Origin of the sequence: Candidatus Saccharimonas sp. (genome assembly GCA_015256915.3) — a bacterium.
Lineage (GTDB): Bacteria > Patescibacteriota > Saccharimonadia > Saccharimonadales > Saccharimonadaceae > Nanogingivalis.
Genome location: CP076101.2, coordinates 40,813 through 65,307, shown reverse-complemented (window position 1 = coordinate 65,307; position 24,495 = coordinate 40,813). Strand labels below are relative to the sequence as shown.

General features: G+C 37.0%; 25 protein-coding genes and 1 tRNA gene. 11 read left to right on the top strand and 15 right to left on the bottom strand.

All coding sequences use genetic code 11. The features are described from left to right. Window positions 1–8: 8 nt before the first annotated feature. From rpoD to HXL38_000275, 7 genes are all read right to left on the bottom strand, one after another. Window positions 9–1,025 carry an RNA polymerase sigma factor RpoD gene (gene rpoD, locus HXL38_000305; protein ID QWB91263.2) on the bottom strand — a complete coding sequence of 339 codons (1,017 nt, stop codon included), beginning with the start codon at window positions 1,023–1,025 and terminating at the stop codon, window positions 9–11. After that, window positions 1,009–2,745, bottom strand: a complete 1,737-nt coding sequence (dnaG, locus tag HXL38_000300) for a DNA primase (protein QWB91020.1) — start codon at window positions 2,743–2,745, stop codon at window positions 1,009–1,011. Before dnaG ends, rpoD begins: the two co-directional genes overlap by 17 nt. Window positions 2,746–2,808: 63 nt before the next feature. Further along, window positions 2,809–3,777 carry a hypothetical protein gene (locus tag HXL38_000295; GenBank protein ID QWB91019.1) on the bottom strand — a complete coding sequence of 323 codons (969 nt, stop codon included), beginning with the start codon at window positions 3,775–3,777 and terminating at the stop codon, window positions 2,809–2,811. A gap of 99 nt (window positions 3,778–3,876) precedes the next feature. Then, window positions 3,877–4,302: a hypothetical protein gene (locus HXL38_000290; protein ID QWB91018.1), complete on the bottom strand. Its 426-nt coding sequence runs from the start codon at window positions 4,300–4,302 to the stop codon at window positions 3,877–3,879. Further along, a complete protein-coding gene (orn, locus tag HXL38_000285) occupies window positions 4,302–4,850 on the bottom strand; it encodes an oligoribonuclease (protein QWB91017.1) in 549 nt (182 codons plus the stop codon). The genes HXL38_000290 and orn overlap by 1 nt, the downstream gene beginning before the upstream one ends. Before the next feature lie 40 nt (window positions 4,851–4,890). Beyond that, window positions 4,891–5,571 carry a tRNA pseudouridine(55) synthase TruB gene (gene truB / locus HXL38_000280; protein QWB91016.1) on the bottom strand — a complete coding sequence of 227 codons (681 nt, stop codon included), beginning with the start codon at window positions 5,569–5,571 and terminating at the stop codon, window positions 4,891–4,893. A 1-nt stretch (window position 5,572) separates the two neighbouring features. Continuing rightward, window positions 5,573–7,786 (bottom strand): hypothetical protein, encoded by a 2,214-nt coding sequence (locus HXL38_000275; protein ID QWB91015.2) that lies wholly within the window; start codon window positions 7,784–7,786, stop codon window positions 5,573–5,575. Between the two features lie 156 nt (window positions 7,787–7,942). On the opposite strand from HXL38_000275, the gene rpsT reads away from it, so the two are divergent. The 3 genes from rpsT to HXL38_000260 all read left to right on the top strand — a co-directional run bounded on the left by rpsT (window position 7,943) and on the right by HXL38_000260 (window position 9,037). After that, complete coding sequence (gene rpsT, locus HXL38_000270; protein QWB91014.1) at window positions 7,943–8,197, top strand: 30S ribosomal protein S20; 255 nt, start codon at window positions 7,943–7,945, stop codon at window positions 8,195–8,197. A gap of 141 nt (window positions 8,198–8,338) precedes the next feature. Continuing rightward, window positions 8,339–8,671 (top strand): hypothetical protein, encoded by a 333-nt coding sequence (locus HXL38_000265; protein QWB91013.1) that lies wholly within the window; start codon window positions 8,339–8,341, stop codon window positions 8,669–8,671. 15 nt (window positions 8,672–8,686) lie between these two features. Further along, on the top strand, window positions 8,687–9,037 hold the full coding sequence (locus HXL38_000260) for a hypothetical protein (GenBank protein ID QWB91012.1): 351 nt from the start codon (window positions 8,687–8,689) through the stop codon (window positions 9,035–9,037). Window positions 9,038–9,108: 71 nt separating this feature from the next. Here HXL38_000260 and tsaD read toward each other — a convergent pair whose 3' ends face one another. Together tsaD and HXL38_000250 are read right to left on the bottom strand one after the other, a co-directional pair. Beyond that, the gene (gene tsaD / locus HXL38_000255; protein ID QWB91011.1) at window positions 9,109–10,197 is read right to left on the bottom strand and encodes a tRNA (adenosine(37)-N6)-threonylcarbamoyltransferase complex transferase subunit TsaD; all 1,089 of its coding nucleotides are present in this window, start codon (window positions 10,195–10,197) and stop codon (window positions 9,109–9,111) included. A gap of 119 nt (window positions 10,198–10,316) precedes the next feature. After that, complete coding sequence (locus tag HXL38_000250; protein ID QWB91010.2) at window positions 10,317–11,417, bottom strand: aminoacyltransferase; 1,101 nt, start codon at window positions 11,415–11,417, stop codon at window positions 10,317–10,319. Between the two features lie 104 nt (window positions 11,418–11,521). On the opposite strand from HXL38_000250, the gene HXL38_000245 reads away from it, so the two are divergent. The 5 genes from HXL38_000245 (at window position 11,522) to HXL38_000225 (ending at window position 18,080) form a co-directional block, all read left to right on the top strand. Continuing rightward, window positions 11,522–14,080, top strand: coding sequence for a valine--tRNA ligase (locus HXL38_000245; GenBank protein ID QWB91009.1), 2,559 nt, complete (start codon window positions 11,522–11,524; stop codon window positions 14,078–14,080). A 179-nt stretch (window positions 14,081–14,259) separates the two neighbouring features. Continuing rightward, complete coding sequence (locus tag HXL38_000240; GenBank protein ID QWB91008.1) at window positions 14,260–14,760, top strand: hypothetical protein; 501 nt, start codon at window positions 14,260–14,262, stop codon at window positions 14,758–14,760. Window positions 14,761–14,883: 123 nt separating this feature from the next. Next, window positions 14,884–15,150, top strand: coding sequence for a 30S ribosomal protein S15 (gene rpsO / locus HXL38_000235; GenBank protein ID QWB91007.2), 267 nt, complete (start codon window positions 14,884–14,886; stop codon window positions 15,148–15,150). A 173-nt stretch (window positions 15,151–15,323) separates the two neighbouring features. Further along, window positions 15,324–17,450, top strand: a complete 2,127-nt coding sequence (pnp, locus tag HXL38_000230; GenBank protein QWB91262.1) for a polyribonucleotide nucleotidyltransferase — start codon at window positions 15,324–15,326, stop codon at window positions 17,448–17,450. A gap of 171 nt (window positions 17,451–17,621) precedes the next feature. Further along, window positions 17,622–18,080, top strand: coding sequence for a hypothetical protein (locus HXL38_000225; GenBank protein QWB91006.1), 459 nt, complete (start codon window positions 17,622–17,624; stop codon window positions 18,078–18,080). Between the two features lie 155 nt (window positions 18,081–18,235). On the opposite strand, the gene HXL38_000220 is transcribed toward HXL38_000225, so the two are convergent. After that, window positions 18,236–18,328, bottom strand: a tRNA-Ser gene (locus tag HXL38_000220). Window positions 18,329–18,409: 81 nt separating this feature from the next. On the opposite strand from HXL38_000220, the gene HXL38_000215 reads away from it, so the two are divergent. Beyond that, window positions 18,410–18,877, top strand: coding sequence for a pilin (locus tag HXL38_000215; GenBank protein ID QWB91005.1), 468 nt, complete (start codon window positions 18,410–18,412; stop codon window positions 18,875–18,877). A 52-nt stretch (window positions 18,878–18,929) separates the two neighbouring features. On the opposite strand, the gene HXL38_000210 is transcribed toward HXL38_000215, so the two are convergent. The 3 genes from HXL38_000210 to HXL38_000200 all read right to left on the bottom strand — a co-directional run bounded on the left by HXL38_000210 (window position 18,930) and on the right by HXL38_000200 (window position 21,519). Then, a complete protein-coding gene (locus HXL38_000210) occupies window positions 18,930–20,162 on the bottom strand; it encodes an ABC transporter permease (GenBank protein QWB91004.1) in 1,233 nt (410 codons plus the stop codon). After that, window positions 20,163–20,963 (bottom strand): ABC transporter ATP-binding protein, encoded by an 801-nt coding sequence (locus HXL38_000205; protein ID QWB91003.1) that lies wholly within the window; start codon window positions 20,961–20,963, stop codon window positions 20,163–20,165. 103 nt (window positions 20,964–21,066) lie between these two features. Then, window positions 21,067–21,519 carry a 23S rRNA (pseudouridine(1915)-N(3))-methyltransferase RlmH gene (locus HXL38_000200; GenBank protein ID QWB91002.2) on the bottom strand — a complete coding sequence of 151 codons (453 nt, stop codon included), beginning with the start codon at window positions 21,517–21,519 and terminating at the stop codon, window positions 21,067–21,069. Between the two features lie 247 nt (window positions 21,520–21,766). Here HXL38_000200 and HXL38_000195 point away from each other — a divergent pair, with 247 nt between their 5' ends. Both HXL38_000195 and HXL38_000190 read left to right on the top strand, forming a co-directional pair. After that, a complete protein-coding gene (locus HXL38_000195) occupies window positions 21,767–22,108 on the top strand; it encodes a hypothetical protein (GenBank protein ID QWB91001.1) in 342 nt (113 codons plus the stop codon). Window positions 22,109–22,238: 130 nt separating this feature from the next. Then, window positions 22,239–22,664: a hypothetical protein gene (locus HXL38_000190; protein ID QWB91000.2), complete on the top strand. Its 426-nt coding sequence runs from the start codon at window positions 22,239–22,241 to the stop codon at window positions 22,662–22,664. Between the two features lie 42 nt (window positions 22,665–22,706). Here HXL38_000190 and HXL38_000185 read toward each other — a convergent pair whose 3' ends face one another. After that, window positions 22,707–23,108, bottom strand: a complete 402-nt coding sequence (locus HXL38_000185; protein QWB90999.1) for an HIT domain-containing protein — start codon at window positions 23,106–23,108, stop codon at window positions 22,707–22,709. Further along, window positions 23,108–24,412 (bottom strand): hypothetical protein, encoded by a 1,305-nt coding sequence (locus HXL38_000180; protein ID QWB90998.1) that lies wholly within the window; start codon window positions 24,410–24,412, stop codon window positions 23,108–23,110. Before HXL38_000180 ends, HXL38_000185 begins: the two co-directional genes overlap by 1 nt. Window positions 24,413–24,495: the final 83 nt, after the last annotated feature.

Below are 24,495 nucleotides of genomic sequence, written 5' to 3'. Positions count from 1 at the left end.
CACCATGTTTAGTCCAAATATTCATGAAGCTTTTTCGAATCTTTATGCTTTTTAAGCTTCATTAAAGCTTTAGCTTCAATCTGGCGAATCCGCTCGCGAGTCACTGCGAATTCAAGACCAACTTCTTCAAGCGTATGACTTTTTGTACCATTTAAACCAAAACGCATTTCAAGAATTTTCCGCTCACGATCAGAAAGCGTTGAAAGAATTTCACGAACTTGTTCTTTCAAAAGTTGAACCGTTGCGGATTCTTCTGGGCTAGCAGTATCTTCATCTTCGATAAAATCACCAAGTGTTGATTCTTCGCCTTCCTCGCCATCACGACCAATTCCAGCATCTAAAGAAGTAATATCTTGCTTAATTTTTTGGATGTATTCAATTTTTTCAACATCCATATCCATTTCTTTAGCGAGTTCTTGGTTGGTTGGCTCACGATTTAGCTCTTGCGTTAATCGGCGAGAAGTTCGCATAAGTTTATTAATCGTTTCAACCATATGAACAGGAATTCGAATAGTCCGAGCTTGGTCGGCAATTGCGCGTGTAATTGCCTGCCGAATCCACCAAGTTGCATAAGTTGAGAATTTAAAACCTTTACTTGGGTCGAATTTATCGACCGCACGAAGAAGCCCCGTGTTCCCTTCTTGAATTAAGTCAAGTAGCTCCAAACCACGGCCAGAATATCTTTTCGCAATTGAAACAACCAAACGCATATTTGCTTCAGCCATTTTATCTTTTGCACGTTGATCGCCCTGCATTGCTTTTTCAGCAAGCTCGGTCTCTTTTTCGAGTGAAAGGAGCGGAATCTTACCAATTTCACGAAGATACATTCGAACGCTATCATCTGTTATATCATCGTTATAAGCACCGTTCAATAAATCTTCTTCAGTGATGTCTTCTTCATCTTCAACCGCAAGGTCATCAAAATCTGGTTCGAAATCATCAAGCGAAAGAGTTGCATCCACAATGCCGTCTTCATTTAGAATTTCTTCTGGTAGTTCTTTTTTACTCTTACCTTTTACCACTATTCAGCTCCTTATTTAATTGCATAATTTCTATCAAAATCTTCATTTTCAAATTTTCATCACCTTGAATTTCAGCCTCTTCGAGTTGCTCTTGAAGATTTATTTTTCGTTCTTGTAAATTTTGGGTTTTAATTTTATGAATCAAACGCTTCATTTCGTCGGTGGCACTGCCTTTTATATTTCCGAGTCGTTCGTCAGCCTTTAATAGAAGTATTTTAACATAATCATCGAAGTTTTTCAAGAGATCGAGATTATTTGATTTCAAAATTTGCAGAATTTGATTTCGCTGTTTATCGTGCAAAATATTATCTTGCAACTCACTCAACATTTCGGCGAGCTTCTGTTCTTTAATCGCAAGAGCTAGCAAATCATCTTCATAAATGTACTCATCAACAAACTTCTCATCAGTTTTTTCAATTTTTATTCGCCTTTTCGGCTTAACCGGCCTGGGCTTTTCGTCAAATTTTCCGAGTAATGTTGTTTTCGAAATGCCAATTCTTTTCGAAATTTGTTCAATATAAAAATCTTTTTCCACAGGGTCATTTAAGTTTTCCACAAGTTTTAGTGCTATTGTGGAAAACTCCTTTTTCCCTACGGCGGTTGCAATATTTAGCCGTTTTTCATATTGGTCAAAAATCCATTCTATCGCTGGTTGTGGTTTCGAAATTGAATCCTTCCAAAGTTCCAAATCTTTTTGAATTAATTCATCTGGGTCTTTAGCTTCACCCGCCGATTGGTTTAAGGTAATAATCGAAAGTTCCACGCCAGCTTGCTGGCCCAATGAAATCGCTCGCTCGGTAGCGCTAATTCCAGCCTGATCACTATCGAAGCAAAGGCGAACATCATTCGAAAACCTACCAAGAGCCTTCAAATGATGAACTGTCATTGCCGTACCAGCTGTTGCAACCACATTTTTCACACCAGCTTGATGGCTCGAAATTACATCCATATTTCCTTCAACCACAACCACAAAACCAGCTTTTCGAATTTCATTTTTTGCTTGCGAAAGGCCAAAAATGTTTGAGGATTTATCATAAAGCAAAGTTTGAGGCGTGTTTAAATATTTTGGCGCATTTGGCTCATCTTTAATAATTCGACCGGTAAAACCAACTGGCGACCCACCAGAATCCTGCAAAGCAATCACCATTCGATTTCGAAAAATATCGCCGCCAAATCGGTTTAACAACCCAGCATCACGAATATCGCTCATCGCAAAACCTTTTTTTAGCAAAAAATTCGTGAGCATTTTTTGAGTATTTGGAGCAAAACCAATTTTGAACTCTTGCACAATTTCTTTCGAAAGTTTGCGATTTTTAAAAACATAATTCAAAGCTTCTTTATTACGAACCAACATATGCTGATAAAAATTTGCACTAATTTGCAAAATTTTTCGAAGTCGTTCTTTTTTTTCAGAAATTTCTCTTGAACGCTTCGAATCAAAAGTTTCAATTTCAACGCCAGCTTTTCGTGCCAGAAATTCCAAGGCCTCGCGGAAATTCATTCCTTCAACTTCCATAATAAAACCAAAGATGTCACCGCCTTTTCCAGATGAAAAATCGTGCCAAATTTGTTTATCGGGGCTAATTATAAAACTTGGAGTTCGTTCATTTGTCCAGGGGCTAAGTGCTTTAAAATTACGCCCAGTTCGCTTGAGCTCAAGATATTCGCCAGCCAAATCTTCAATGCTTATTCTTGCTTTAATTTCGTCTCTGGCATCATTCATGTCTATATTTTAACATAAAAAGCAGCCCTCATCAATTAAAAAATTGGGCTGCGTTTCAGGAAATTATTTTGCTTTGTGGTAATTTTCAAGCTGTTTTGAAGATTCTGCAAGATTTTTTTCAATTTTTTCATACACTGATCTTTGCGAAGAAGGCGAAGCTTTTTTACGTCGTGTAATTAAATCTTTTACACGAATTAACTGATATGCCATTTCACGGGAATAAACTTCATCAATCGTAGCGTTCAAGAAAGCGTCATCTAGCGTCGCAATAAACTTATCAAAAATCGCATCAGTTTGTTTTATCGCTTGCGAATTCTTTTTTGAATCTCCACGAGGAACTTCGATCTTTCGGCTCTTCATAAATTCTTTCAAATCCTGTTCATTCGAAGTAAGTGAAGTGTTAATTCCTGCGTTCACGGCCGCTAAGTCTGAACTTTTAATCTTATTTTGAAAAGATTTTGCAGTTTCCTTTAATTTCGAAATATTATAATAAGCACGAACTACTGCCTGAGTATTATCGTCGCCTTTATTGCTAGTTACAATAATAAAAATTGAGAAAAATAACGAGATCAATAACACTGAAGTACCTAAAATTTTGCCCTTAGTCCAAAACGGAGCGGCTTTTTTAGGTGCAATCTTATTGAGATACTCAACTGTGTAAGGGTTCTCAGTTGTAGTATCTTGCGAATAATTTTGATCTGGCATTAAATTTGGAGCAGCTTGCAGATTTTGAACAGTTTGATTCGGCGGAGCTGGAAATTGTTGTTGATTTTGGTAATTATTTGGATATTGCGGAAAATTCTGTTGTGCGCCAAAATTTTGATTTTGGCCGCCAAATTGTTGCTGTGGATTTTGTCCATTCGAAAATTGTTCATTCGGGAATTGATTGCTTGGGAATTGACCATTTTGAGCAAAATTATTCGAAAAACCACCGTAATTTTGTTGTGGCGGATAAGGATTTTGAGGATAATTATTTGGTGTACCAAAATTTTGATTTTGGCCGCCCTGATTCCAATCTTCATTCGGTTTCATATTACTTATGATTATATCACAAAAAAGTTTTTTTCGCAAAGAAAAACCCCGCTTTTTGCAAGGCTATTCCTATCTAAAAGATAAACTACAAAATACATTTTACTCGCAAACCAAGCGATAACTCAAGCGAAGCAAATCTCGCAATTCTTCAGCCGAAACTTGTCCTTGGCCAATAATCAAATTCCACTCACGCTCACTCATCAACTTCGAAGGTACTACACTTTCTTTTTCACGTAAAATCCTAGCAAGCTGCGTGCCTGTTTTCATTTCAACTTTTAAAGGTTTTGAACCATCGTGAATGATTGCAAAAATTGCTTTCGGCTCTTCACCTTCTGTAATTTTCGAAAGAATCTTTTCACCAGTTTCACGTTCAAAATCGCCAAGATCGCCAGCCATTTTTTCTTGCCAAATTTTTTCTAATTTATCAAAATTAACTTCGAAAATTTCAAGTTTATTTTCTTCATCTTTCCGAACTTCTGCCGCATCAAAATTCAGCAAAAAATCTTTAATTTCACTCTGATCCATTACTTTTTCACCTTTTTTAAATAAAATTTCAATTCTTCAATCGAGCCACGAATATCATCTAACGCACGGTGATTTTCAGGCTTAGCAAAAACACGTTTAAATTTAGCACTCATCACAACTTTCCACGCCGAAACATCCAGCATTCGATAATGCAACATTTTTTCAAGTCTTTTCCATTCTGCACGAATAAATCGGCGATCTTGGTGAATTGAATTTCCACCCAAAAGAATTTTCTCGGCTTTCAAAATTTCTTCAGCAAAGTTTTCTTCTACAAATTTAATTAAGTCCGCTTCAACTTCTTGTGAATTTTTAGTAGCATGAGAATTTTGCATTTTTAAAGCATCGCGCGTTTCGCTAAAAGTATCCCAAAAATCGCCAACCATTCGGCTTTCGAGAATTTCATTTTCAACTTTTACGGCACTTTCGAAAGTGGCAATTTCATTAAAATCCCAATCTGTTGCAATCGCGGCAACTTCTAAAATTCGGTCTTTTTTAGGTTCAAGACCAGTCATTTCTAAATCAATCCAAAGAATTTTTGCGTTTTTCATTATTTAAATTATATCATTTTTTGGCAGGATAAGCAAAAAACTAATCTAAAATTCCAAAATCTTCAAGCTTTTTAGCTTTCGAAATGTTGAAATCAGCAATTTTTGTGCGCCGAAGTTGCGAACAAAACGCACCACAACCCAAATTCTTACCTAAATCTTCTGCCAGCGAACGAATGTAAGTTCCACTTGAAACATGTGTGCGAACTTTTAGTTTTGGAAAATCATAACTTAAAATTTCGAAATTAAAAACTTTAACCGTGCGTTTAGGAATTTCAAAATCCTCGCCCTTTCGCGCCAAATCATAAGCACGCTTACCATCAATTTTGATTGCACTAAAAGCTGGTGGAGTTTGTTCAATTTTGCCTAAAAAGTTAGTTTTAATTTCTTTTTCAATATGTTCAAAAGTTGGAATTTCAAAATTCTCACATTTCGAAATCTCACCTTCAGGATCGCCTGTGCTGGAAATTTGCCCAAGTGTAAATTCCGCCTCATAAACTTTATCAAGCTTAGTAAGGCTCATTGCATTTTTAGTTTCCTTGCCGTAAAGTAAAACTAAAAGCCCCGTTGCAAAAGGATCAAGCGTGCCAGTATGGCCAACTTTAACTTTTTTACCAAATTCATCTTTAAGAACGCGGCGGATTCTAGCGACCACGCCAAAGCTAGTAATTCCAGCGGGCTTATCAATTAAGATTCGCCCACTTTCATTTTCGAAAAATACCATTTTACATTCCTGGAATTCTGAATTGTGAAGGATCATTAGGGTAAATTTGGTCGGTCATCACTTTATTTTTGCTACTTTCAGTGCCCATTGCAGGCTGTTCCGCTGGATTTGGAATAAAATCAAAAGCTGGAACTTCTGGCGGCATTGGCATTGAGCTAAAATCTGGCATAGCTGGTGGCATTGGCATTGCAAAATCATTCGAATTTTGCGCAGGATTTTCAGTCAAGTAAGTTTGCTGATTCTCAAAATTATTTTGCGGTAAAGTCTGCGCATATTGTTCATTCGAAATCGGATTACTTGATTCAAAATTTGAAAGCGGCTGGATTGGTGTAGCTTGAGCATAAGGCTGAGTTTCAGGAATAAAATTCTCATTCGCCTGTGGCTCTTCATAAATCGCATTTTGAACTTTACCATGGCTTAAAACATAATCATTATTTTGTGGATTTGAAGTTGCTACAGAGTTTTCTTCACGAGAAATTCCACTTGGCTCATAAGGCTGAGCACCCATCAAACCACTTGCAATTTGAGCATTTTCGGTTGGGTGATAATATTCATCGCCCTGATTTTTCACTGGCTGAATATTTTGAGTTTGAATCTCTTGAGTGGCAGAAGTTTCGGCTGAATTTTGTTGTTCGAAAACTGGCGCAACTTCTGGTTGAGCAGTTTGAGGTTCAATAGTTTCGAAAGTTTGTGGTTGAGTGTTTTCAGGAGCTGGGATTGAAATATCAACTTGGCGAGCTGGCTCAAAAACTTGCTCCTGAACTGGAGTTTCTGCAATAAATGCATTTGGATTTTCAAAAGGCACACTTGGCACTGGAATTTCTGGTGCATAATTTTGAACTGGCGCCTCAACCAAGCCTTGCGTATTTTCAGTCTGATTAAATTCTGAAGAGGCAGAAGTTTCAGCTGGATTTCGTTGTTCGAAAGCTGGCGCAACTTCTGGTTGAGCAGTTTGAGGTTCAATAGTTTCGAAAGTTTGTGGCTGAGTGTTTTCGGGAGCTGGGATTGAAATATTTTGTTCAGCCAAAGTTTCTTGGCTTTCTGATATATTTTTTGCTGAATTTTCTTCAGCTAAATTTTCATTTTGAACTTGTGTATTTTCAAGATTTTCGCTTGGATTTTCGAAAATATCTTCGTTCGAATTTTCTTGCGCAAGTTCTTGATTTTGCTCAGGAGCTTCAACTTCTTCAAGCTCAGCAAAGGCATTTTCTGGTTTATTAATATTTTTTAGTTTATTTAAAGATTCTTCAAGTTCGTCTTCGGCTTGATTTTGTGAATTTTCAAGATTAGCTTTTTCTGCTTCATTTTTAGCTTCTTCATGTGCAATCACAAATGCACCATTACGCTTTTGCTCTTTCTTTGAAGAAGATTTTTCGCTCGATTTTTCTTTTTCGTTCGAAATTTCTTCTAAAGCTTCTTCCATTTTAGCATTTTTTTGCACAGCAAATTCACCCGCTTTTTCTTCAGCTTCACGGATTTTTGAAACCACAAGTTGCTGGTCGGCGCCAGATGAAATAAGTTTTGCTGCAAGGCTCATAGCTTCAGCCGTAGCTTTTGCATTTGAAAAGCGATCAGTTTCAGCAACAATTCCAGTCAAAAGAGCAGTTGCGACTGGTTGAGTAAGATTTTTCTTTCCAAGGGATTCAATAATTTGAACAGAAATTTCACTCAAAGAGCTGGCGTTTTCGGCATACCAGTGGATTCCGTTAAGATTCGTTTGGTTTTCACCAATGGTTAAAATTGCAACTGAAGCATCATGAAAAATTCGCCCGTGCGCCGCTAAAGCGCCATCGAGTCGATCTTGACTTTCAACATTTAAAGCTAGCACAAAATCAATGTTAAAATCACCCTGTTCAAATTCGAGGTCTTTTTCAGAAATAATTGAGCGATATGGCGTAATAAAAATTTTCACATGATCACCAACAAGCTTATAACGAAGATGATCGGCTTTTTCTTTATTTAAAGCAATAATAAAATCACGCAAAGAATCTACAGAATTTTCGAAAGTTTTTTCTGGGCGCAAAAAAGCTAGCGCGTCGGGCATTTTACCGCTTGAAACCGCCGTCGCATGCTTGCCAGAATTATTAATTGCGAGAGTTAAAGCCAATGCTGAAGAAAGCTCATCAACACTTGGGTTATCATTTACCGCAATCAAAATACTCTCTGATTCTTTCAATTTTGCGATAATCTGCTCTTGAGCATTATTTTTTGACATTTATTGAATCCTATTGTTTATTTTTATAATTTATAGCTCTATATTAGCATAATCGCAATGAAATGTCAACAGTTTATTTGAAATACTTGCTTTTTATTTCGAAATAATATATAATTGATGTTGAATTGTAAATAACAACCTAAAAGAAGGAATTAAATGCCAATTATTAAATCTGCTGTAAAGCGAATGCGACAAACCGCAAAACGACGCGAACGCAACGTTGGAATTAAAAAAGATATCAAAGGTGCAGTTAAAGCTTTTGTTGCTGAACCAAGCGCAAAAAGCCTTTCGAAAGCACAAAGCGAACTTGACAAAGCTGTTAAAAAAGGTCTTATCAAGAAAAATACAGCTGCTCGCCGAAAAGCTTCTCTTGCCGCTGCCGCAAAAAAAGCTGGCGTAAAACTTGCTTAATTTGATACTTTTTCGAAAATCGCTCAAAATTGGGCGGTTTTTTATTTTTCTTTTTTCAAAAACTTGACAATTCTACTTAAAAATGCTATAATTTAAAAGATTTACCTTTTGGTAAAAATAGAACATTTGGAGGACTTAGTTATGTCACTAAAAGAACGACTAGCTGCAGAAAAAGAAGCTGCTTTAACCTATGAAAATATTGCCAAGCAAGTTGAAGGCATCCTTGTCGAGGCCGCCAAGGATGGTAGATCAAGCGTGCTCATCTACCTTGACAATGAGAATGATTGCAAAACCCAATTTGTGCGTTATTTTCTAACCCAGGAAGGAATTGATTTCGAAAAGGCTTACGAATCATATCAAACAACTCAATTTCCGTACATCGATACGCACATGGGTGGCGCTAGTGATATTGATGATAGTAAGCCCGTCACTGTGAACAAACGTCGGTTTAAGGGAATTCGTGTATTTTTGTAGTAAGGGGGATGCATTATGTCATTTAAAGACGAATTGGAAGAAACCAAACAAGAAGGGCGCGATTGCAACGCTATCACAGCAAAGGTAAAAGAAACTTTGCTAGCAGCTGCAAAAAGTGGCGAATCTAGTGTTTTCCTACCTCTTACGGACGAATATGGTTACAAGGTGCGTGTCATCGAACACTTTCTTGAAAATGAAGACATCAAATTCAAAAAGATTTACGATGTCAAAGAGTTTGAGAATACAAATTATCTTGACCCGCATATGGCTGGATATCAGGAAGCACTTGCCAAAAACGGTGGCAGCTCTATTTATACCTATATGGATAAAAAGTTCATCTTTAAGGGTATTCGTGTATTTCTTTAGAAAGGTCATCAAAAAACAAAACCCGCAGAAATTTGCGGGTTATTTTATTTCTAACATTTTTTGAAAATTATTTACCAATTTGAGTCACTCATCGAAAGCGACGGTTTTACTTCAAGCTTGAGCGGATTTTGCGGTTCGCTCAGCACAGCTTGAAAAGCGCCCAAAGTCGCCACCATTGCGGCGTTATCAGTGCAAAGTTCTGGCGGAGTGAAAATTACAGGGTTTGGCAGTTTTTTCGAAACTCTCTTAATTAATTCCTCTCTTAAAGCTGAATTCGCTGCTACACCGCCCGCAATCACAACAGTTGTTGGCGAAAAATCTTCAACCGCAAGCTCAAGCTTATCAACTAAAGTTTCAACAGCTATTTTTTGAAAACTTGCAGCGAAATCATTTTTCTGTTGTTCATTTAATTTTGCTGCCAACTTAAAAGACGGAAAGTTAAAATCTACACCAACCTCTTTTTGAACTGCACGTAAAACTGCTGTTTTTAATCCCGAAAAACTAAAATCATACTTCCCTTTTAAGCGAGCTTTTGGCAATTTATATTTTAAAGAATTACCACTTAATGCTGCTTTTGAAATTGCAGGGCCACCAGGATACGGTAAGCCAAGGATTTTTGCAACTTTATCGAAAGCCTCACCAACTGCGTCATCTTGAGTTTCTCCTAAAATTTGGTAATTTCCGTGCGATTTAAATAATACAATTTGTGAATGACCGCCCGAAACCACTAATGCTAAAAATGGAAATTCTGGCGGCTCCTCGTTTAGAAAATTTGCATAAACATGAGCCTCAACATGATGAATTGGGTAAAACGGTTTATTAAAAATTCGAGCGTAAGTTCGTGCCGTAAGCGTGCCAACTAATAACGAGCCCACCAAACCAGGTGCATAAGAAACGGCAATTCCGTCCAAATCTTTAAAGGAAATCCCTGCTTTCGAAAGCGCTTCTCGCACAACAGGGTTAGCATATTCAATATGAGAACGTGCCGCCACCTCTGGAATTACCCCGCCAAATTGCGCATGAATATCAATTTGTGAATGAACTACGTTTGAAAGCAGTTTTAACTTTGGTGAGCTTTCACGCGAAATTTTATTTGCATCAAACTCCACCACAGCTGCCGCAGTTTCATCACAAGTGCTTTCAATTCCTAAGATTTTCATAACTACTATTTTACTACTTTTTACAAGTTTGGTCAATTTTCGAAAATCTCTATTGGCTTTTTCATTTTCAAAAACATAAAATTCGCCCGATTTGAGCGAATTTTTATATTCTCACTTCCCTATTTTTTGAATTTTCGAACAATTTTTTTAGCAGTTGGCAAAAATGAATTCCAGATAAAGTATGTTTTCGAAATCGGAAAATCTAGTGTGCCAACCAATAAATCCTCGTGATTTGCAAAACCAGCTTTAAATTTTGAAATTCCATCGTTCAAAAGGCCGTTAAAATCATATCGCTTAACTCCGCGATTTTTCATTTCAATAATCGCAATCCACTTCAAAACATAATTTGCGCGTGATTTTTGCCCCGCCTCAGTCACTCCACCATAAAGTTCAAACGCCACATCATTACTTTGAGCAAACCATAAAAATGCCACCATTTCTTGATTTTTAAGCTTTTCCGCTATATAATCTTCAGTATTTTTATTTTTTTCTATAGACTTACCCTGCTCTTTTTCAATAAAAGCTCCAAAAATCGGTGAATTTTCGCCCATTTTTTTATAAAGTTCATGATAATAATTTTTCGAATGGATCGCAAACCCTGCCCTTTTGGCGGTTTCTGTGTAAATTTCTAATGCGCGATCAATTTCTTCTTTTGAAAACAGCTGTCTAACTCGTACTTCTCCACCACTTTTTCGAATATATTGTCGCGTTTTTTTGCTCATTTTGGCGAGTAACTCATCTTCATTTTGCGCTAAATCAAGGATTAAGGTTCTTGGAATTAAAATTGTGTTTTTTGAACTTCTCCAGCCATCACGCAAGTCAAATTCACCGCTATTCCAATCTGGTTCCATGGTTAAACAAACTGGCTTTGGTTTGATATTCTTCGAAACCCAAAGAGCAATTTCACGCGAAATGCGGGCTCGCTCGATTGGTTTTTTCGAAATCACCAAAGCACCGCGCGGAATATAAGCAAAATTACGAAGCGGAAAAGGGAGCTTTCGAACCAGAATTTGAGCCGCTGCTACAATATCTGAGTGGTCATTTTTTTTGCGATCAATATATTTTTCTTCACCATTTTTCAAAAAAACTCGCACAACTTGCCAATTTGCTGATTGCGATTTTAACTCACCCCAACCCCAAAGTTGCAAAGGGTGACCGCCGTGCTCGTTAATAAAATCATTCCATTCTTTTTTATCAGTAATTTCGATAATCTTTAGCATATTTATATTATACACCGAATGTGGTATAATTGTAAATGTAGAATTTCGCACAGTTTAACTTTCGTGTGAAATGTTGTTGAATAAATGCGATTTTAAAGGGAAATATGAAAATTACAAAGACTTACGAACCGAATAATTACGAACCTGAAATTTATAATTTATGGGAGCTATCTGGCGCTTTCGAAAGTAGTGGAGTTGGCCCAAAATATTCAATCGTAATGCCACCACCAAATGCAAATGGAAATCTTCATATCGGCCACGGACTAATGGCTGCGGTTGAAGATATTTTAGTGCGTTATCACAAAATGAAGGGTTATGATGCAATTTATTTGCCTGGCGCCGACCACGCGGGCTTCGAAACTTGGGTTGTTTATGAACGCCTTTTGAACGCTGAAGGGAAGAGTCGTTTAGATTATTCTCGTGATGAACTTTATAAAAATGTTTGGGACTTCGTAGCAAGTCAACGCGGAAATATGGAACTTCAATTGCGCGCTTTGGGAGCTGGTGTTGACTGGAAAAATCTCACTTTCACATTAGATGAAAAAGTAGTTAATCGCGTTTATAAAACTTTCGAAAAAATGTGGAACGATGGCTTAATTTACAGAGGTGAGCGCATTGTTAATTATTCAACAAAATATCAAACTTCTTATGCCGATATTGAGGTAGATTACAAAGAAGAGAAGGGGAAGCTCTGGACGATTGCGTATCCAGTTCTTGATGAATTTGGTGGAGCAAGCGAATATATGCTTGTTTCAACAACTCGCCCTGAAACAATGCTCGGCGATACAGCTCTTGCGGTTAATCCAGAAGATGAAAGATACGAAAATCTGATTGGTAAAAAAGTCCGCATACCCTTAATAAATCGTGAAATCAAAATTATCGCTGATGAATATGCCGACCCACAATTTGGAACTGGCGTTGTTAAAATTACACCATTCCACGATCCAAATGATTTTGAAGTTGGTAATCGCCACAACTTGCCAAAAATCCAAGTAATTGGATTTGATGGAAAAATGACCAAAAATGCAGGTAAATATGCTGGCTTAGAAGTGTTAGAGGCGCGTAAGAAGATTCTTGAGGATCTTCGAAAAATCAATGCATTGTTTAAAGAAGAAGATATTACTCATGTTGTTGGATACGATTATAAATCTGGAGAACCAATTCAGCCGCTCGTAAAAGAGCAGTGGTTTATTTCAACTAAGCCTTTAGCTAAAAAAGCCCTTGAAGCTCTTGAGAATAATGAAATTAAATTTACGCCAGAAAATAAGAAAAATGTTTTAGCTGAATACTTGAAAAATATTCGCGACTGGAATATTTCACGTCAAATCCCTTGGGGAATTCCAATTCCGGCTTTTCAAAATATTGAAGATCCAACTGATTGGATTTTTGATGAGCGCGTACATGAATCACAAATTGAAGTTAACGGCAAGACATACAAACGAGATGAAGATACGCTTGATACTTGGTTCTCGAGCGGTCAATGGCCGTTCATTACAACCGATTTTTTGGAAGGCGGTGAGCTTTCGAAATTCTATCCAAATAGTGTAATGGAAACTGGTCATGATTTGATTTTTCCTTGGATTTCTCGAATGATTATGTTGGGAATTTACTGCACAGGGCAAATTCCATTCCGCGAAGTCTACTTGCACGGAATGGTTCTTGATGAGCATGGCCAAAAAATGAGTAAATCAAAGGGGAATGTAATTAACCCAATGGATGTAATTGCCGAGTTTGGTTCCGACGCTTTTCGCCTTGGAATTATCGCTTCACGTTCAGCAGGGCAGAATCAGGCATTTTCGAAAAATAAAGTTATCGCTGGCCGTAATTTCTGTAATAAATTATGGAATATTTCACGGTTCATTTCTGAAAAAGTTGGCGAAATTAAGAGTACAAAACAGCCTGAAGCTTTCACGCCAGCGGACCACTGGATCGTGCGAGAACTTGATAAAGCAATTGCTGAAATTGAAAGCCATATGCAAAATTACCGTTTTGCCGAGGCCTCAGAAACGGTTTATCACACAATTTGGAGCACCGTTGCCGATTGGTATATTGAAGCTTCAAAAACACAAGATAATCCTGAACTTCTTGCCTGGGTTCTTGAAACTTGTCTTAAAATCACGCATCCTTTTGCACCATTTGTGACTGAAACCATCTGGCAAACTCTGCCTTGGACTGAGGGAATTTTAGCGAACGAAAAACTAGCCGAATCTTTGAAATTTAACGAATTCGAAGCACTTCAATTTGAACGAATCCAAGATTTAGTTGGTGAAATTCGCCTGATTACGGCTGAACTACCTGGCAAAAAACGCTATAATTTGGTTTTTGAAAAAGATGAACTAATTGCAAAAAATATTGAAACTATTCGCCACCTTTCGCGCGTGCCAGAAATTGTTCAAACAGATGCGCCACACGGATTTAGCCTTGCCGCTAGCGGTTTAGGTGCTTATCTTGATGTGCCAACCAATATTTTGGCTGAATATAAAACCGAGCTCGCCGAACGAATCAATAAAATTTCGAGCGAAATTAATTTACTTGAAAAACGCCTTTCGAACGAAAATTATGTTTCAAAAGCGCCAGCATATTTGGTTGAAGAAACTCGTGAAGAATTTTCAAACAAAAAAGCCGAGCTTGAAAAAGTTAAAAAAGCTTTCGAAATTTTATAAAAGCATCACCGCCAGAAAATGGCGGTTTTTGCTTGACTTTTTATTATATTTATGGTAGAATATGTATATAATTCGCATGTTTTAAATACTTATAAGGAGGAAAAAATAATTACTGGCGCAAAAACTTTCTAGCGACGGTAATATTGAAATGTGAGAATTATTAGAAAGAGAACATTAAAATGAAACAATTCGAAAGTATAATTAAAGTCCAAGATAAAAAAGAATGGCTGAAAGCTATTGAATTCAAAAAAATTAGAGATAAAGAGAAGTCTCTTCTTCAAGCCGCAAAGGATAAACTTAAGATTATTCTAAGCACTATCAATCCGAATTGTATCGAATTCTCCAATCAAATAATATTCGGTCAGTTTGTTTTCGTCTACTTACGCCCTGGAAATGGTCAATTTGAAGTCGAAATATGTTTAAAACAGCAAGCAGGAGGAGGTAACATTTACTTAGATGAAGATCAGTGGGAGGAATATCTTTGTTTACTCCCGCACCAAGTATTTCATTATTACACGAATGGAGATTGGGAAGAATACTATCCTTATCCTATAGTGCGCGTCTTATCCGAGTGGAGCGATCTAGAAAAACTAGAATACTGGATCGATAACGAACTCGAAGACTGGTTTCTAGAAAAATTCGCCAAAGAGCTCAAAAAGAAGTTGCAAAAAGATGAATAAAAATATAAGCTCCTATAAGCTCCGACTTAGTGCGGGGCTTTTTATTATTTATATTACAAATAATTGTAATTAAAATATAATATACTCTTGACTAAAATCTTAAAAAATGATAAAATCTTAAAGATGATTACTAAAGAGAATAAAGAGAAGGCAATCGCTTTGACTCAGGTTTCAAAGAATGACGTTGGTTCGCCACAGGCACAAGTGTCAATCTTGACGGCTCGTATCAAAGAAGTGACGGAACACCTTAAATCAAACAAGCACGACTTCATGGCTCGACGCGGTTTGATGCAAATGGTTGGTCGCCGTAAAAAACTTCTAAAATATCTTGAACGAAAAGATTTTGAAGCCTACAAAGCTGTTGTTTCTAAATTAGGTTTGCGAAAATAATTTCAAAACCGTAAAATCGCCACGCTTAAATGCTTGGCGGTTTTATTTTTGCTAAATTCACTCAAAAATGTTATAATGAAATAGTAAAATTAACGCTGAATGTGTGGTAGAAATTATTTTCGAAAGCCTTTTCGAAGAAGATTCCTGCAACTCATTTGGCAGAAGGAGAAAATATGATTATAAACCCAACGGGCAAGAGCGTGATTTCGGTTAGTACTGATTTTTTGGGGCGAAAATTAACGTTAGAAGTTGGTAAAGTTGGTTTTCGTTCAACCGCGAGCGTGATTGCAAAATACGGTGAAACTGTGGTTTTAGGAACAGTTCAGCTGGGCTCAAAACCAGTAGCTTTAGATTATTTTCCGCTATCAATTGATTATGAAGAAAAATGGTATGCCAGCGGACGAATTTCTGGTTCACGATTCATCAAGCGTGAAGGGCGACCAAGCGACGATGCAATTTTAATTGGGCGCTTGATTGACCGACCAATTCGACCACTCTTTCCAAAAGGCTATCGCGAGGAAGTGCAGATTGTCGCAACTGTTCTTTCCGCCGACCCAGAATTTCGCCCAGATATGATTGCAATGATTGCAGCCTCAAGCGCACTTCATCTAGCTGGCGTGCCGTTTGATGGCCCAGTTGCTGGGCTCCGAATCGGTAAAGTGAATGGCGAGTTTAAAGCCTTTCTAAATACTGAGGAGCGCGAAAATTCCTCGCTCGATTTAGTTGTAGCTGGAATCAAAAGCGGAATTACCATGGTTGAAGCGGGTGCAAATGAAGTTCCTGAAGAAGAAATTATTGCAGGGCTCGCTTGGGCTTTTGAGAATTTTCAGCCAGCAATTAAACTCCAAAATGAACTTCGCGCCAAATATATCGAGGCAGGTTATTTTGAAGAGAGAAAATTTGAGCTTATTTTGCCAGATGAAGAAATTTCGAAAGAAGTTGAAGCCTGGACAGAAGGAAAATTCGGCTCCAAGATTCGTGAAGCCTACCCAAAATATAACCAAAATATTACCGAAATTCGTGAAAAATTCCACTCAGAAATGCTCGAAAAATTTGGCGAAGAAGTTTATGAAGAAATTCGAAAAGATTACGACGAGGCTTTCACTTTGGCGGTTCATAAAGCTGTTCGAAAGGGAATTGTGGAAGATGGTGAGCGACCAGATGGGCGAGCTCTAGATGAAATCCGCCCGCTTTCAAGCGAAATCGACTTTTTGCCACGCGCGCACGGTTCGAGTTTATTTACTCGTGGCGTAACTCAAGCAATGAATATAGTGACACTTGCGCCACTTTCATATTCGCAACTGGTTGACACAATGGAATTTAACGAAATTGAACGCCGTTATATGCATCACTATAACGCTCCTGGTTACACTGTCGGTGAACCGCGTCGATTAGGTAGCCCTGGTCGCCGTGAAATCGGCCACGGGTATTTAGCTCAGCGCGCTTTGGAAGCAGTTTTGCCGAGCGAAGAGGATTTCCCTTATGCAATTCGTAGCGTAACTGAAATTATGAGCCAGAATGGTTCAACATCAATGGCCGCAACCTGCTCAAGTTGTATGGCGCTAATGAGTGCTGGTGTGCCACTAAAAAATGCGGTTTCTGGAATTGCAATGGGGCTCATGATGGACGGTGAAACGCCTTATATTTTAAGTGATATTGCCGACGCAGAAGATTTTGCTGGCGATATGGACTTCAAATGTACAGGTTCAAAAAATGGAATTACCGCACTACAAATGGATATGAAAGTTCACGGTTTACCGGTTTCAGTTCTTGAAAAAGCAATTTTAACCTCTCGTAAAGGCCGAGAACATATTCTGCGCCATATGCTGAGCGTAATTTCTGAGCCAAAAGCTGAGCTTTCGCCATATGCACCACGAATCGAAAAAATTAAAATCAATCCCGATAAAATTGGTGCAATTATTGGTAAGGGTGGTGAAACAATCAATAAAATCACTTCTGAAACTGGAGCCGAAGTCGACATCAAAGAAGATGGCTTAATCACAATTGCCAGCCCTAACGCCGAGCAAATCGAAAAAGCCCTCAACTGGATTAAATCTTTGGTTGAAGAGCCAGAAGTTGGTAAAATCTACCACGGAAAAGTGGTTTCGATCAAGGATTTTGGCGCTTTCGTAAATATCCTACCCGGAATTGACGGAATGCTGCATATCTCACAAATATCTGAAAAGCGAACTGAAAAAGTGACTGATGTTTTAAAACAAAATCAAGAAATTTGGGTTAAACTAGATAAAATTGACGAAAAGGGAAGATTAAACCTCACAATGAAAGGTGTTAAGCAATAATTCTGCCCACTAGATCACTCATAAAATATGAGTGATCTTTAATTTTTAACAATAACTCTATATTGACTTATTGCTATTATTATGTTATAATTATAGCGTAGTGGAAATTGACTAATATTATAAAATCTTTTCATTATAATACATATATCTACTACTAGAAAAGAGTACATTATGACAAAAGCAAGAAATGAAATAATTCTAAATCTTTTACAAAAAAAGGCCGAAAAAGAGTTTGAAAAAGCTCTTGAGGCTGAAAAAGTGGATGGAGATGGTGGTTTAATTTTTAGTATAATCGTAGGGAATATCCCTCAAGAAATAAAGCTAAAATTTAAATTTATTCACCCTTACAATAGTGTCGATGTCTTTCTAACTATAGATAGAGCATATTACAAAAGCTATCTATCTACACCTGTAGACGGCTGGGTGCCTCTATCTGAATATGTAGGAGTTAAAGTTAAACCTCTATATATTCCAGACTCTCTGATAATATATATAGAGAGAGAACTTGAAGGAGATATCATCAGCGGTCTCAAAGAAGAGATTGCTAGTTGTAAAAAACTTAGAGAAGAGTGCAGAAAAACTGCTGAAGCACAAGCCAGAAGGCCTCAGTATGAATTTATACACTTTTAGCCTCACTCATAGTGGGGCTTTTCATACTTTTAAATAATAGCTAAATATAAAAAGACAGTTCATTCGAACCATCTTTCAATTTACTTATAATATATATGAGCTTATATATTTTAGAATACTAAATATCGCTAGTCTTTATAATAAGCTTTTTTATTTGGCGGAGGATGGGAGATTCGAACTCCCGCTCCAGGTCTCCCCAGACTAACGATTTAGCAAACCGTCCCCTTCAGCCACTTGGGTAATCCTCCAATATTTCTATTTTATCAAATTTTGCCAAAAAACACAAGAGTATTGACAAAAATCACTTTTTTTGCTATAATATAGCCATTATGAAGAATTTTAAACAAGTTTCGAAAATCTCAATCAGCGGTTTTGTAGCTTCTACATTTCCTGCAACCTTCTTGGCATTAAATGCTTTTGCAACCGGTGGAATATTTAGCGGTGGCGTTCAAGGCGGAGCTGATAAAGGACGTGGCGAAGGTGTTCCAACTCAACTTTTCGGTGAAGGCAACACTGGAATTTTCACCCAAATGGTGAATATGATGCTTTTTGCAGTTGGAATTTTAAGTGTTATAATGTTAATTTATGGCGGTTTACGCTATATACTATCAAACGGCGATTCGAAAAAGGTTGATGCTGCAAAAAATACAATTCTTTATGCAATCGTTGGTTTAATTATTGCAATGCTTTCTTATGCAATTATTAACTTCATTATTAGCTTATTCTTAGGAGGAGCCGGAACTGGTTTTGGCGGTAGCTCAAATGGAGCAAATGGTATTCCTCCAACAAATGTTTAATTTTCGAAACTAAAAAGTCGCCTTCTAAGCGACTTTTTTATTTTGTCTATTCTTATAAATATTGGCGTAAACTAATGATCGGATCTTTTCGAGCTGCACGGAAGGCAGGATAAAGGCCAAAGATTACACCAACCAACATCGAAATTCCGCAAACCAAAACAGCAATTTGCCAAGAAATAACCGGACTAAACGGTAGAAATACACTCACTCCAAAAGAAAATGCATAACCAATGAGATAACCAAAAAATCCGCCACTTAATGAAATTATCATTGATTCTGTTAAAAATTGAAACAAAATGTGCCGATTATTTGCACCAAGCGCTTTTCGAATACCAATTTCTCTCGTTCGCTCACTTACATTCACGAGCATAATATTCATAATGCCAATTCCACCAACAACTAGTGAGATACTCGCCACAATTGCCAAAATAAATGTTGAAAGCTCAATAAATTTGTCTGATGGATGCGAAATATTTTTACCAGTCAAAACTTCGAAATCTTTTTCGCCATTGTGGTTTTTTAACATTCCTTTTTCAATTTCTTGCTGAACTTGATTTAAATTATTAATACTTTTCACACGAATATTCACTTGCTGAATCTGGAGATTTTCACCGATAATTCGTTTTGCAGTCACATATGGAATAATCGCTGTATTGTTAAAATCAACATTACTAAAGTTAATTGATGAACTTTGATGAGCTAAAACACCAATCACAATAAATTTTTCACCTTTCATTGTGATTTCTTTTCCTAAAGCCTGAGTTGTACCAAACAAATCAATCGCCATTTGATTACCAATCACAACAGTGTTTGCATTGGCACTTTCTGCAATAAATTGGCCTTCACGAACTTTCAAACCTACAGTTTGGTCAAGGTTTGGGCTGGTTGCTAGCAAATTTGCATATTTTTCATCTCCATCACCCTTAACTTTTGCTGAAAAATTCGCAAGCGGTGCTACAGCTAAAACATCTTTTACTTTCGAAATTAAGCCTAAATCTTCATTTTTGATTGAACTCTGTGTAAAATTTCGAGAAGTTGCCAAATTTGTAATAACATTTTTATTATTTGTGGTCAATTCTTTTGGTCGAACCACAGCCAAAGATTCACCCTCGGCTATAATTTGATTCGAAATCATTGAGCTAACCCCGCCCGAAAGTGAAAAAATTATCACAACACTAGAAATTCCAATCATTACACCTAGCATTGTAAGAAAAGTTCGCAAACGGTTGGCTTGCAACGATTCAAATGCATTTTCAATATTAGTTTTTAAAACTCGCAAGCTCATTTAAACTCCCAATTCTTCTTTAATTTCATCAATTTTTTCTTCAACTTTTTCAATTTTATCGAGCGTATTTAGCTTTTCATCTTTTTTCGAAGATTTTTTTGCAGGTTTTTTCTTAACATCGGTATCAATTTTGCCATCGAACATTGTAATAATTCGTGTTGCATAAGCCATTAAATCTGGATTATGCGTTACCATAATAATTGTGTTGCCTTTTTCATGAACTTCAGCAAGCTCTTCCATAATAATATGCGAACTTTTCGAATCAAGATTTCCTGTTGGCTCATCAGCAAGGATAATTGAAGGCTTATTCACGAGCGCCCGCGCAATTGCTACGCGCTGAGTTTGCCCACCAGAAAGTTGCCACGGCATATAGAACTCGCGCTCACCAAGATGAAATTGCTTTAAAACTTCTGAAGCTTTTTCGAGCCGTTTAACTTTTCCAATTCCTTTATAAACCAGTGGTAAAGCCACATTTTCAATTACAGTTAGGCGGGGAATTAAATTAAAATTTTGAAAAATAAAACCGATTTTTTCACTTCGAATTTTAGCTTGGTTGCGGCGCGACATTCGTGCAACGTTCTGCCCGTCAAGAACATAATCTCCCTCAGTTGCACGATCAAGAAGACCAATTGTATTTAAAAGTGTGGTCTTTCCACAACCAGAAGGCCCCATAATTATAATGAATTCGCCCTGTTTAATACTTAAATTCACACCATTTAAAGCATAATTCTCAGCATCACCAACACCAAAACGCTTTTTCAAATTTCGAAGTCTAACAATCTCTTTTTCATTTTTCGCCATAGTAATTCTATTATATATTTTTTCACCATTTTTCGCAAATACTTTCAGGCGAGTTTTTTCGAATGTTCAAGGAGTTTCCACAGCTTTTTCCACAAAAAATAATTTATTCATGGTGATATTTTCCGCCAGAAGAAATTTCTTGCGCACGATAAACTTGTTCAACCAAAATTAAGCGCACAATTTGATGCGGAAAAACTAATTTCGAAAGGCTCCAAACAAAATTTGCACGCTTTCTAAGTTCTTCAGACACACCAAAAGCTCCACCAATAATAATCACAAAATTCTGCGAATTCACAAATCCGTTCGAAAGCATTTTGGCGAGCTCTGGGCTAGAAATATTTTTACCACGCTCATCCAGTAAAATCACAAAATCGCTCGGTTTAATTTTTGCTAAAATTCGCTGGGTTTCTTCTTCGCGCGCTTTTTCTTCGGCAAAATTCGAATGCGCTAAAATTTGCCACTCCACTTCAAACGGTTTTTTTAATCGTTTTTCGAACATTTCAATTCCGCTTGCAACCCATTTTTCATGTTTTTTACCAATCGCAATAATTTTCATATTCTTATTTTAACATTTTTTTAACTTTTTTCGGACTTGACTTTTCAATGTAATTATGCTATAATTAAAACAGTTGTGATTATTAAAAACACAACCGAACATTATCAGAATTGAGCTAAAAGATGTTATCCATTTTATTATCTTTTTACTACTTAGCAATAAGTTTTTAAAGATCCTTTAAAGATTTCTTGCTAAGTAGTAAAACTTGGTAAAATAAAGAAAGATCTCGAAAAGAGAGGTAGATAAAATGGAAATTATTATTAATAATTTGACTCCACACGAAATCAACATTATCGATAAAGATGGAAAAGTAGTTAAAACCTTTCCATCTGATGGAGAAGCGAGAGCTACTCAAGATGAAGTTGAGATTAGAACGGTTGAAGGTATTCCAATCATTAAAATGACTTTCGGTGAGCCAGTTGGTTTGCCGGAACCCAGTGATCGCGTATTTTACATCGTCAGCGTTATAACCGCGAAAGCTGCAAAATCAAGTGGTCGAACCACTAGAGATTTATTTATCACTGGTAAAACGGTGAGAAATGACAAAGGCCAAATTATTGGCTGCCAATCATTGTGCATATTTGAATAGCTCAGTTCTATCAATTCAAGCCTTGCAAAAAAGCAAGGCTTTTTCTTTTTTATGTTATAACTCTTGACTTTTTTATTTTTTTGTGATATAATTAAGTTACTTGCGCGGAGTGAGAGGACATTTCAAAAGTGTGAATCTGACTAGTTTTGCCGATTTTTCAGTTTCGAAAATTGAGTTTAAAAAGTTAAACTTAGCTTTCGAAGCTGAAAGTTTCGAAAAAATCTATAGTCAGGCGGACTTTAAACGCAGGAGAACCAGTATGGTTAAAGTTTTAAAAAAGTTTGAGACTCAAGAAGACGGATCAGTTTTGCTCATGCTCAGTTCATGTGACCATAAAGAGCCAAAACCTGTCGAAGGACTCGACTTTAAGGATGCATCAGAAGATGACCGTAAAGCATTCCTCGATCGCGAGGAACGCCACATTGATAATTACCTAATTAAGGGTAAAACAGGCCCTTACTCAATCAACTGCGCTTCCAAGCACGACAAATATTTCGAAGCTCATGTTAGAGACACAATTGATTTTTGTGAAAGACACAATATCATCATTCTCTAAAAGCAGATTCACTTCAAAACCCCACAAAATCGTGGGGCTTTTTTATTTTTCGAAAGCAATTTTTTGTGTAATTTTCGTTAATTCTTCAGAAGCAGTTTCGGCGGGGTAGCCGTGGTGGAGCTGCAAAACATTTTTATCATAAAGCGGAACAAGGTGAATATGCGCATGTGGCACGCCGAAACCTTCAACGATAACACCCACACGGATCGGCTTCATTTCAGCTTGAATTTTCTGGGCAATTTTTTTAGTAATTTGCCACAGATAATCATAATCATCTTTCTCTAAATCCCAAAGCAAATCAACTTGTTTTTTTGGAATAACCAAAACATGGCCGTTCGAAAGCGGCTCAATGTCAAGCATTGCGAAAACTTTTTCGTCTTCATAAATCTTGTGGCAGGGGATTTCTCCCTCAATAATTCGTGTAAAAATTGATTTTTCTTGCATTAAATATCGCTCCAATCTGTTCCTTTTTTATAAAATCGCAAAGTTTCTTCATTCGAATTTTGCCAAAAATCCAAAGCTGGCTGAAGAATTTCCCACGCACGCAAAATTTCATCGCTCTCAGCAAAAAACGCTTTTTCATTCCGAATCGCTTCAGCCAAAACTTTTTCATAAGCTTCGGCAGGCTGAGCATTTTCATCATAAGAAAAACTCAAATTTCGAATTTCTGTGCGACGATTTAAACCTGGAATTTTCGTTGCAAGTTCAATTTTTACACTCGCCGAATCATCAAGCGAAATTTGAATTAAATTGGCTTGATTTTCTTCGGTTTTGCGCAAATGAATACGAATTTCGCTGCGTTTTTCACTCAAGTTTTTACCAGAAATTAGTTCGAAAGGCACATTTTTCCAATTTTCATCTTTCGAAAATAGTCGAATTTTAGCAAAAGTTTCAACGCAAGATTTTGGATTTTCAACTTCTCCACGATAGGTTTGATATTGACCACGAATTGCATTTTCTTTAGGATTTTGTAATTTTTCAATCTGTTCTAATGCTTTAAAGCGAGCTTCAGGCAAATCGTTCCAGCTCTTTGGAAAATCCGCCAAAAATAATGCCAAAATCTGAATTAAATGACTTTGAATAAAATCACGCAAAGCGCCACTTTGTTCATAAAAAGTGCCACGACCTTCGATTCCGATCTGTTCGCTGGCGATAATTTGCACTTTCGAAATCGATTTTCCGCTCCAAATTTGCGAAAATAATGCGTTTTTGTGCCGCAAAATTAGTAAATTTTGTGCCATTTCTTTTGCTAAATAATGGTCGATTCGAAAAATATGCTTTTCACTAAAAAATTCCGCCGTTCGAGAAATAAATTCTTGCGCTGATTTTAGATCAATTCCGAAAGGTTTTTCGAAAAGAATTTTAACATTTTTACCATTTAAACCAGCTTTTCCGGCTAATGTTGAAATCTGTGCAGCACTTGCTGGCGGAACTGAAAGATACAGTAAAATTTGTGATTCTTCATTTTCATCTTGAAGGTATTTTTTAAGCTTTTTGTATTCTGTTTCATCTGCCAAATTCATTTCGAAAAAACTTAAAATTTGCAAAAGTTTAGAATTTTCTGCGCGCGAAAGCCCGAGCGAACTTTCAAGAATTTCGAAAGGCTGAATTTGCCGCCGAGAAACGCCAACAACTTCAAGTTCATCTGGTGAAATCTCATTTTTTTCAAGCAGGGAATCGAGCGCAGGCAAAAGTTTGCGGCGCCCTAAATCACCAGTTAAGCCAAAGATTACAAGTTTCGTTTTCATATTTACCTCTTTTCTATTTATATTTTAACACATTCAGCTTAGAAAAATCTTAAAATTTTGAAAAAAAATAAAAGCCACCATAA

Coding starts and splice junctions, on each gene's coding strand:
- dnaG (QWB91020.1), bottom strand. CDS start 2,745: ATGAATGATGCCAGAGACGAAATTAAAGCAAGAATAAGCATTGAAGAT.
- tsaD (QWB91011.1), bottom strand. CDS start 10,197: ATGAAAATCTTAGGAATTGAAAGCACTTGTGATGAAACTGCGGCAGCT.
- rpsT (QWB91014.1), top strand. CDS start 7,943: ATGCCAATTATTAAATCTGCTGTAAAGCGAATGCGACAAACCGCAAAA.
- HXL38_000205 (QWB91003.1), bottom strand. CDS start 20,963: ATGGCGAAAAATGAAAAAGAGATTGTTAGACTTCGAAATTTGAAAAAG.
- HXL38_000200 (QWB91002.2), bottom strand. CDS start 21,519: ATGAAAATTATTGCGATTGGTAAAAAACATGAAAAATGGGTTGCAAGC.
- orn (QWB91017.1), bottom strand. CDS start 4,850: ATGAAAAACGCAAAAATTCTTTGGATTGATTTAGAAATGACTGGTCTT.
- HXL38_000215 (QWB91005.1), top strand. CDS start 18,410: ATGAAGAATTTTAAACAAGTTTCGAAAATCTCAATCAGCGGTTTTGTA.
- rpsO (QWB91007.2), top strand. CDS start 14,884: ATGATTACTAAAGAGAATAAAGAGAAGGCAATCGCTTTGACTCAGGTT.
- pnp (QWB91262.1), top strand. CDS start 15,324: ATGATTATAAACCCAACGGGCAAGAGCGTGATTTCGGTTAGTACTGAT.
- HXL38_000195 (QWB91001.1), top strand. CDS start 21,767: ATGGAAATTATTATTAATAATTTGACTCCACACGAAATCAACATTATC.
- HXL38_000250 (QWB91010.2), bottom strand. CDS start 11,417: ATGCTAAAGATTATCGAAATTACTGATAAAAAAGAATGGAATGATTTT.
- HXL38_000295 (QWB91019.1), bottom strand. CDS start 3,777: ATGAAACCGAATGAAGATTGGAATCAGGGCGGCCAAAATCAAAATTTT.
- HXL38_000180 (QWB90998.1), bottom strand. CDS start 24,412: ATGAAAACGAAACTTGTAATCTTTGGCTTAACTGGTGATTTAGGGCGC.
- HXL38_000265 (QWB91013.1), top strand. CDS start 8,339: ATGTCACTAAAAGAACGACTAGCTGCAGAAAAAGAAGCTGCTTTAACC.
- HXL38_000275 (QWB91015.2), bottom strand. CDS start 7,786: ATGTCAAAAAATAATGCTCAAGAGCAGATTATCGCAAAATTGAAAGAA.
- HXL38_000210 (QWB91004.1), bottom strand. CDS start 20,162: ATGAGCTTGCGAGTTTTAAAAACTAATATTGAAAATGCATTTGAATCG.
- HXL38_000225 (QWB91006.1), top strand. CDS start 17,622: ATGACAAAAGCAAGAAATGAAATAATTCTAAATCTTTTACAAAAAAAG.
- HXL38_000290 (QWB91018.1), bottom strand. CDS start 4,302: ATGGATCAGAGTGAAATTAAAGATTTTTTGCTGAATTTTGATGCGGCA.
- HXL38_000185 (QWB90999.1), bottom strand. CDS start 23,108: ATGCAAGAAAAATCAATTTTTACACGAATTATTGAGGGAGAAATCCCC.
- truB (QWB91016.1), bottom strand. CDS start 5,571: ATGGTATTTTTCGAAAATGAAAGTGGGCGAATCTTAATTGATAAGCCC.
- HXL38_000240 (QWB91008.1), top strand. CDS start 14,260: ATGAAACAATTCGAAAGTATAATTAAAGTCCAAGATAAAAAAGAATGG.
- HXL38_000260 (QWB91012.1), top strand. CDS start 8,687: ATGTCATTTAAAGACGAATTGGAAGAAACCAAACAAGAAGGGCGCGAT.
- HXL38_000245 (QWB91009.1), top strand. CDS start 11,522: ATGAAAATTACAAAGACTTACGAACCGAATAATTACGAACCTGAAATT.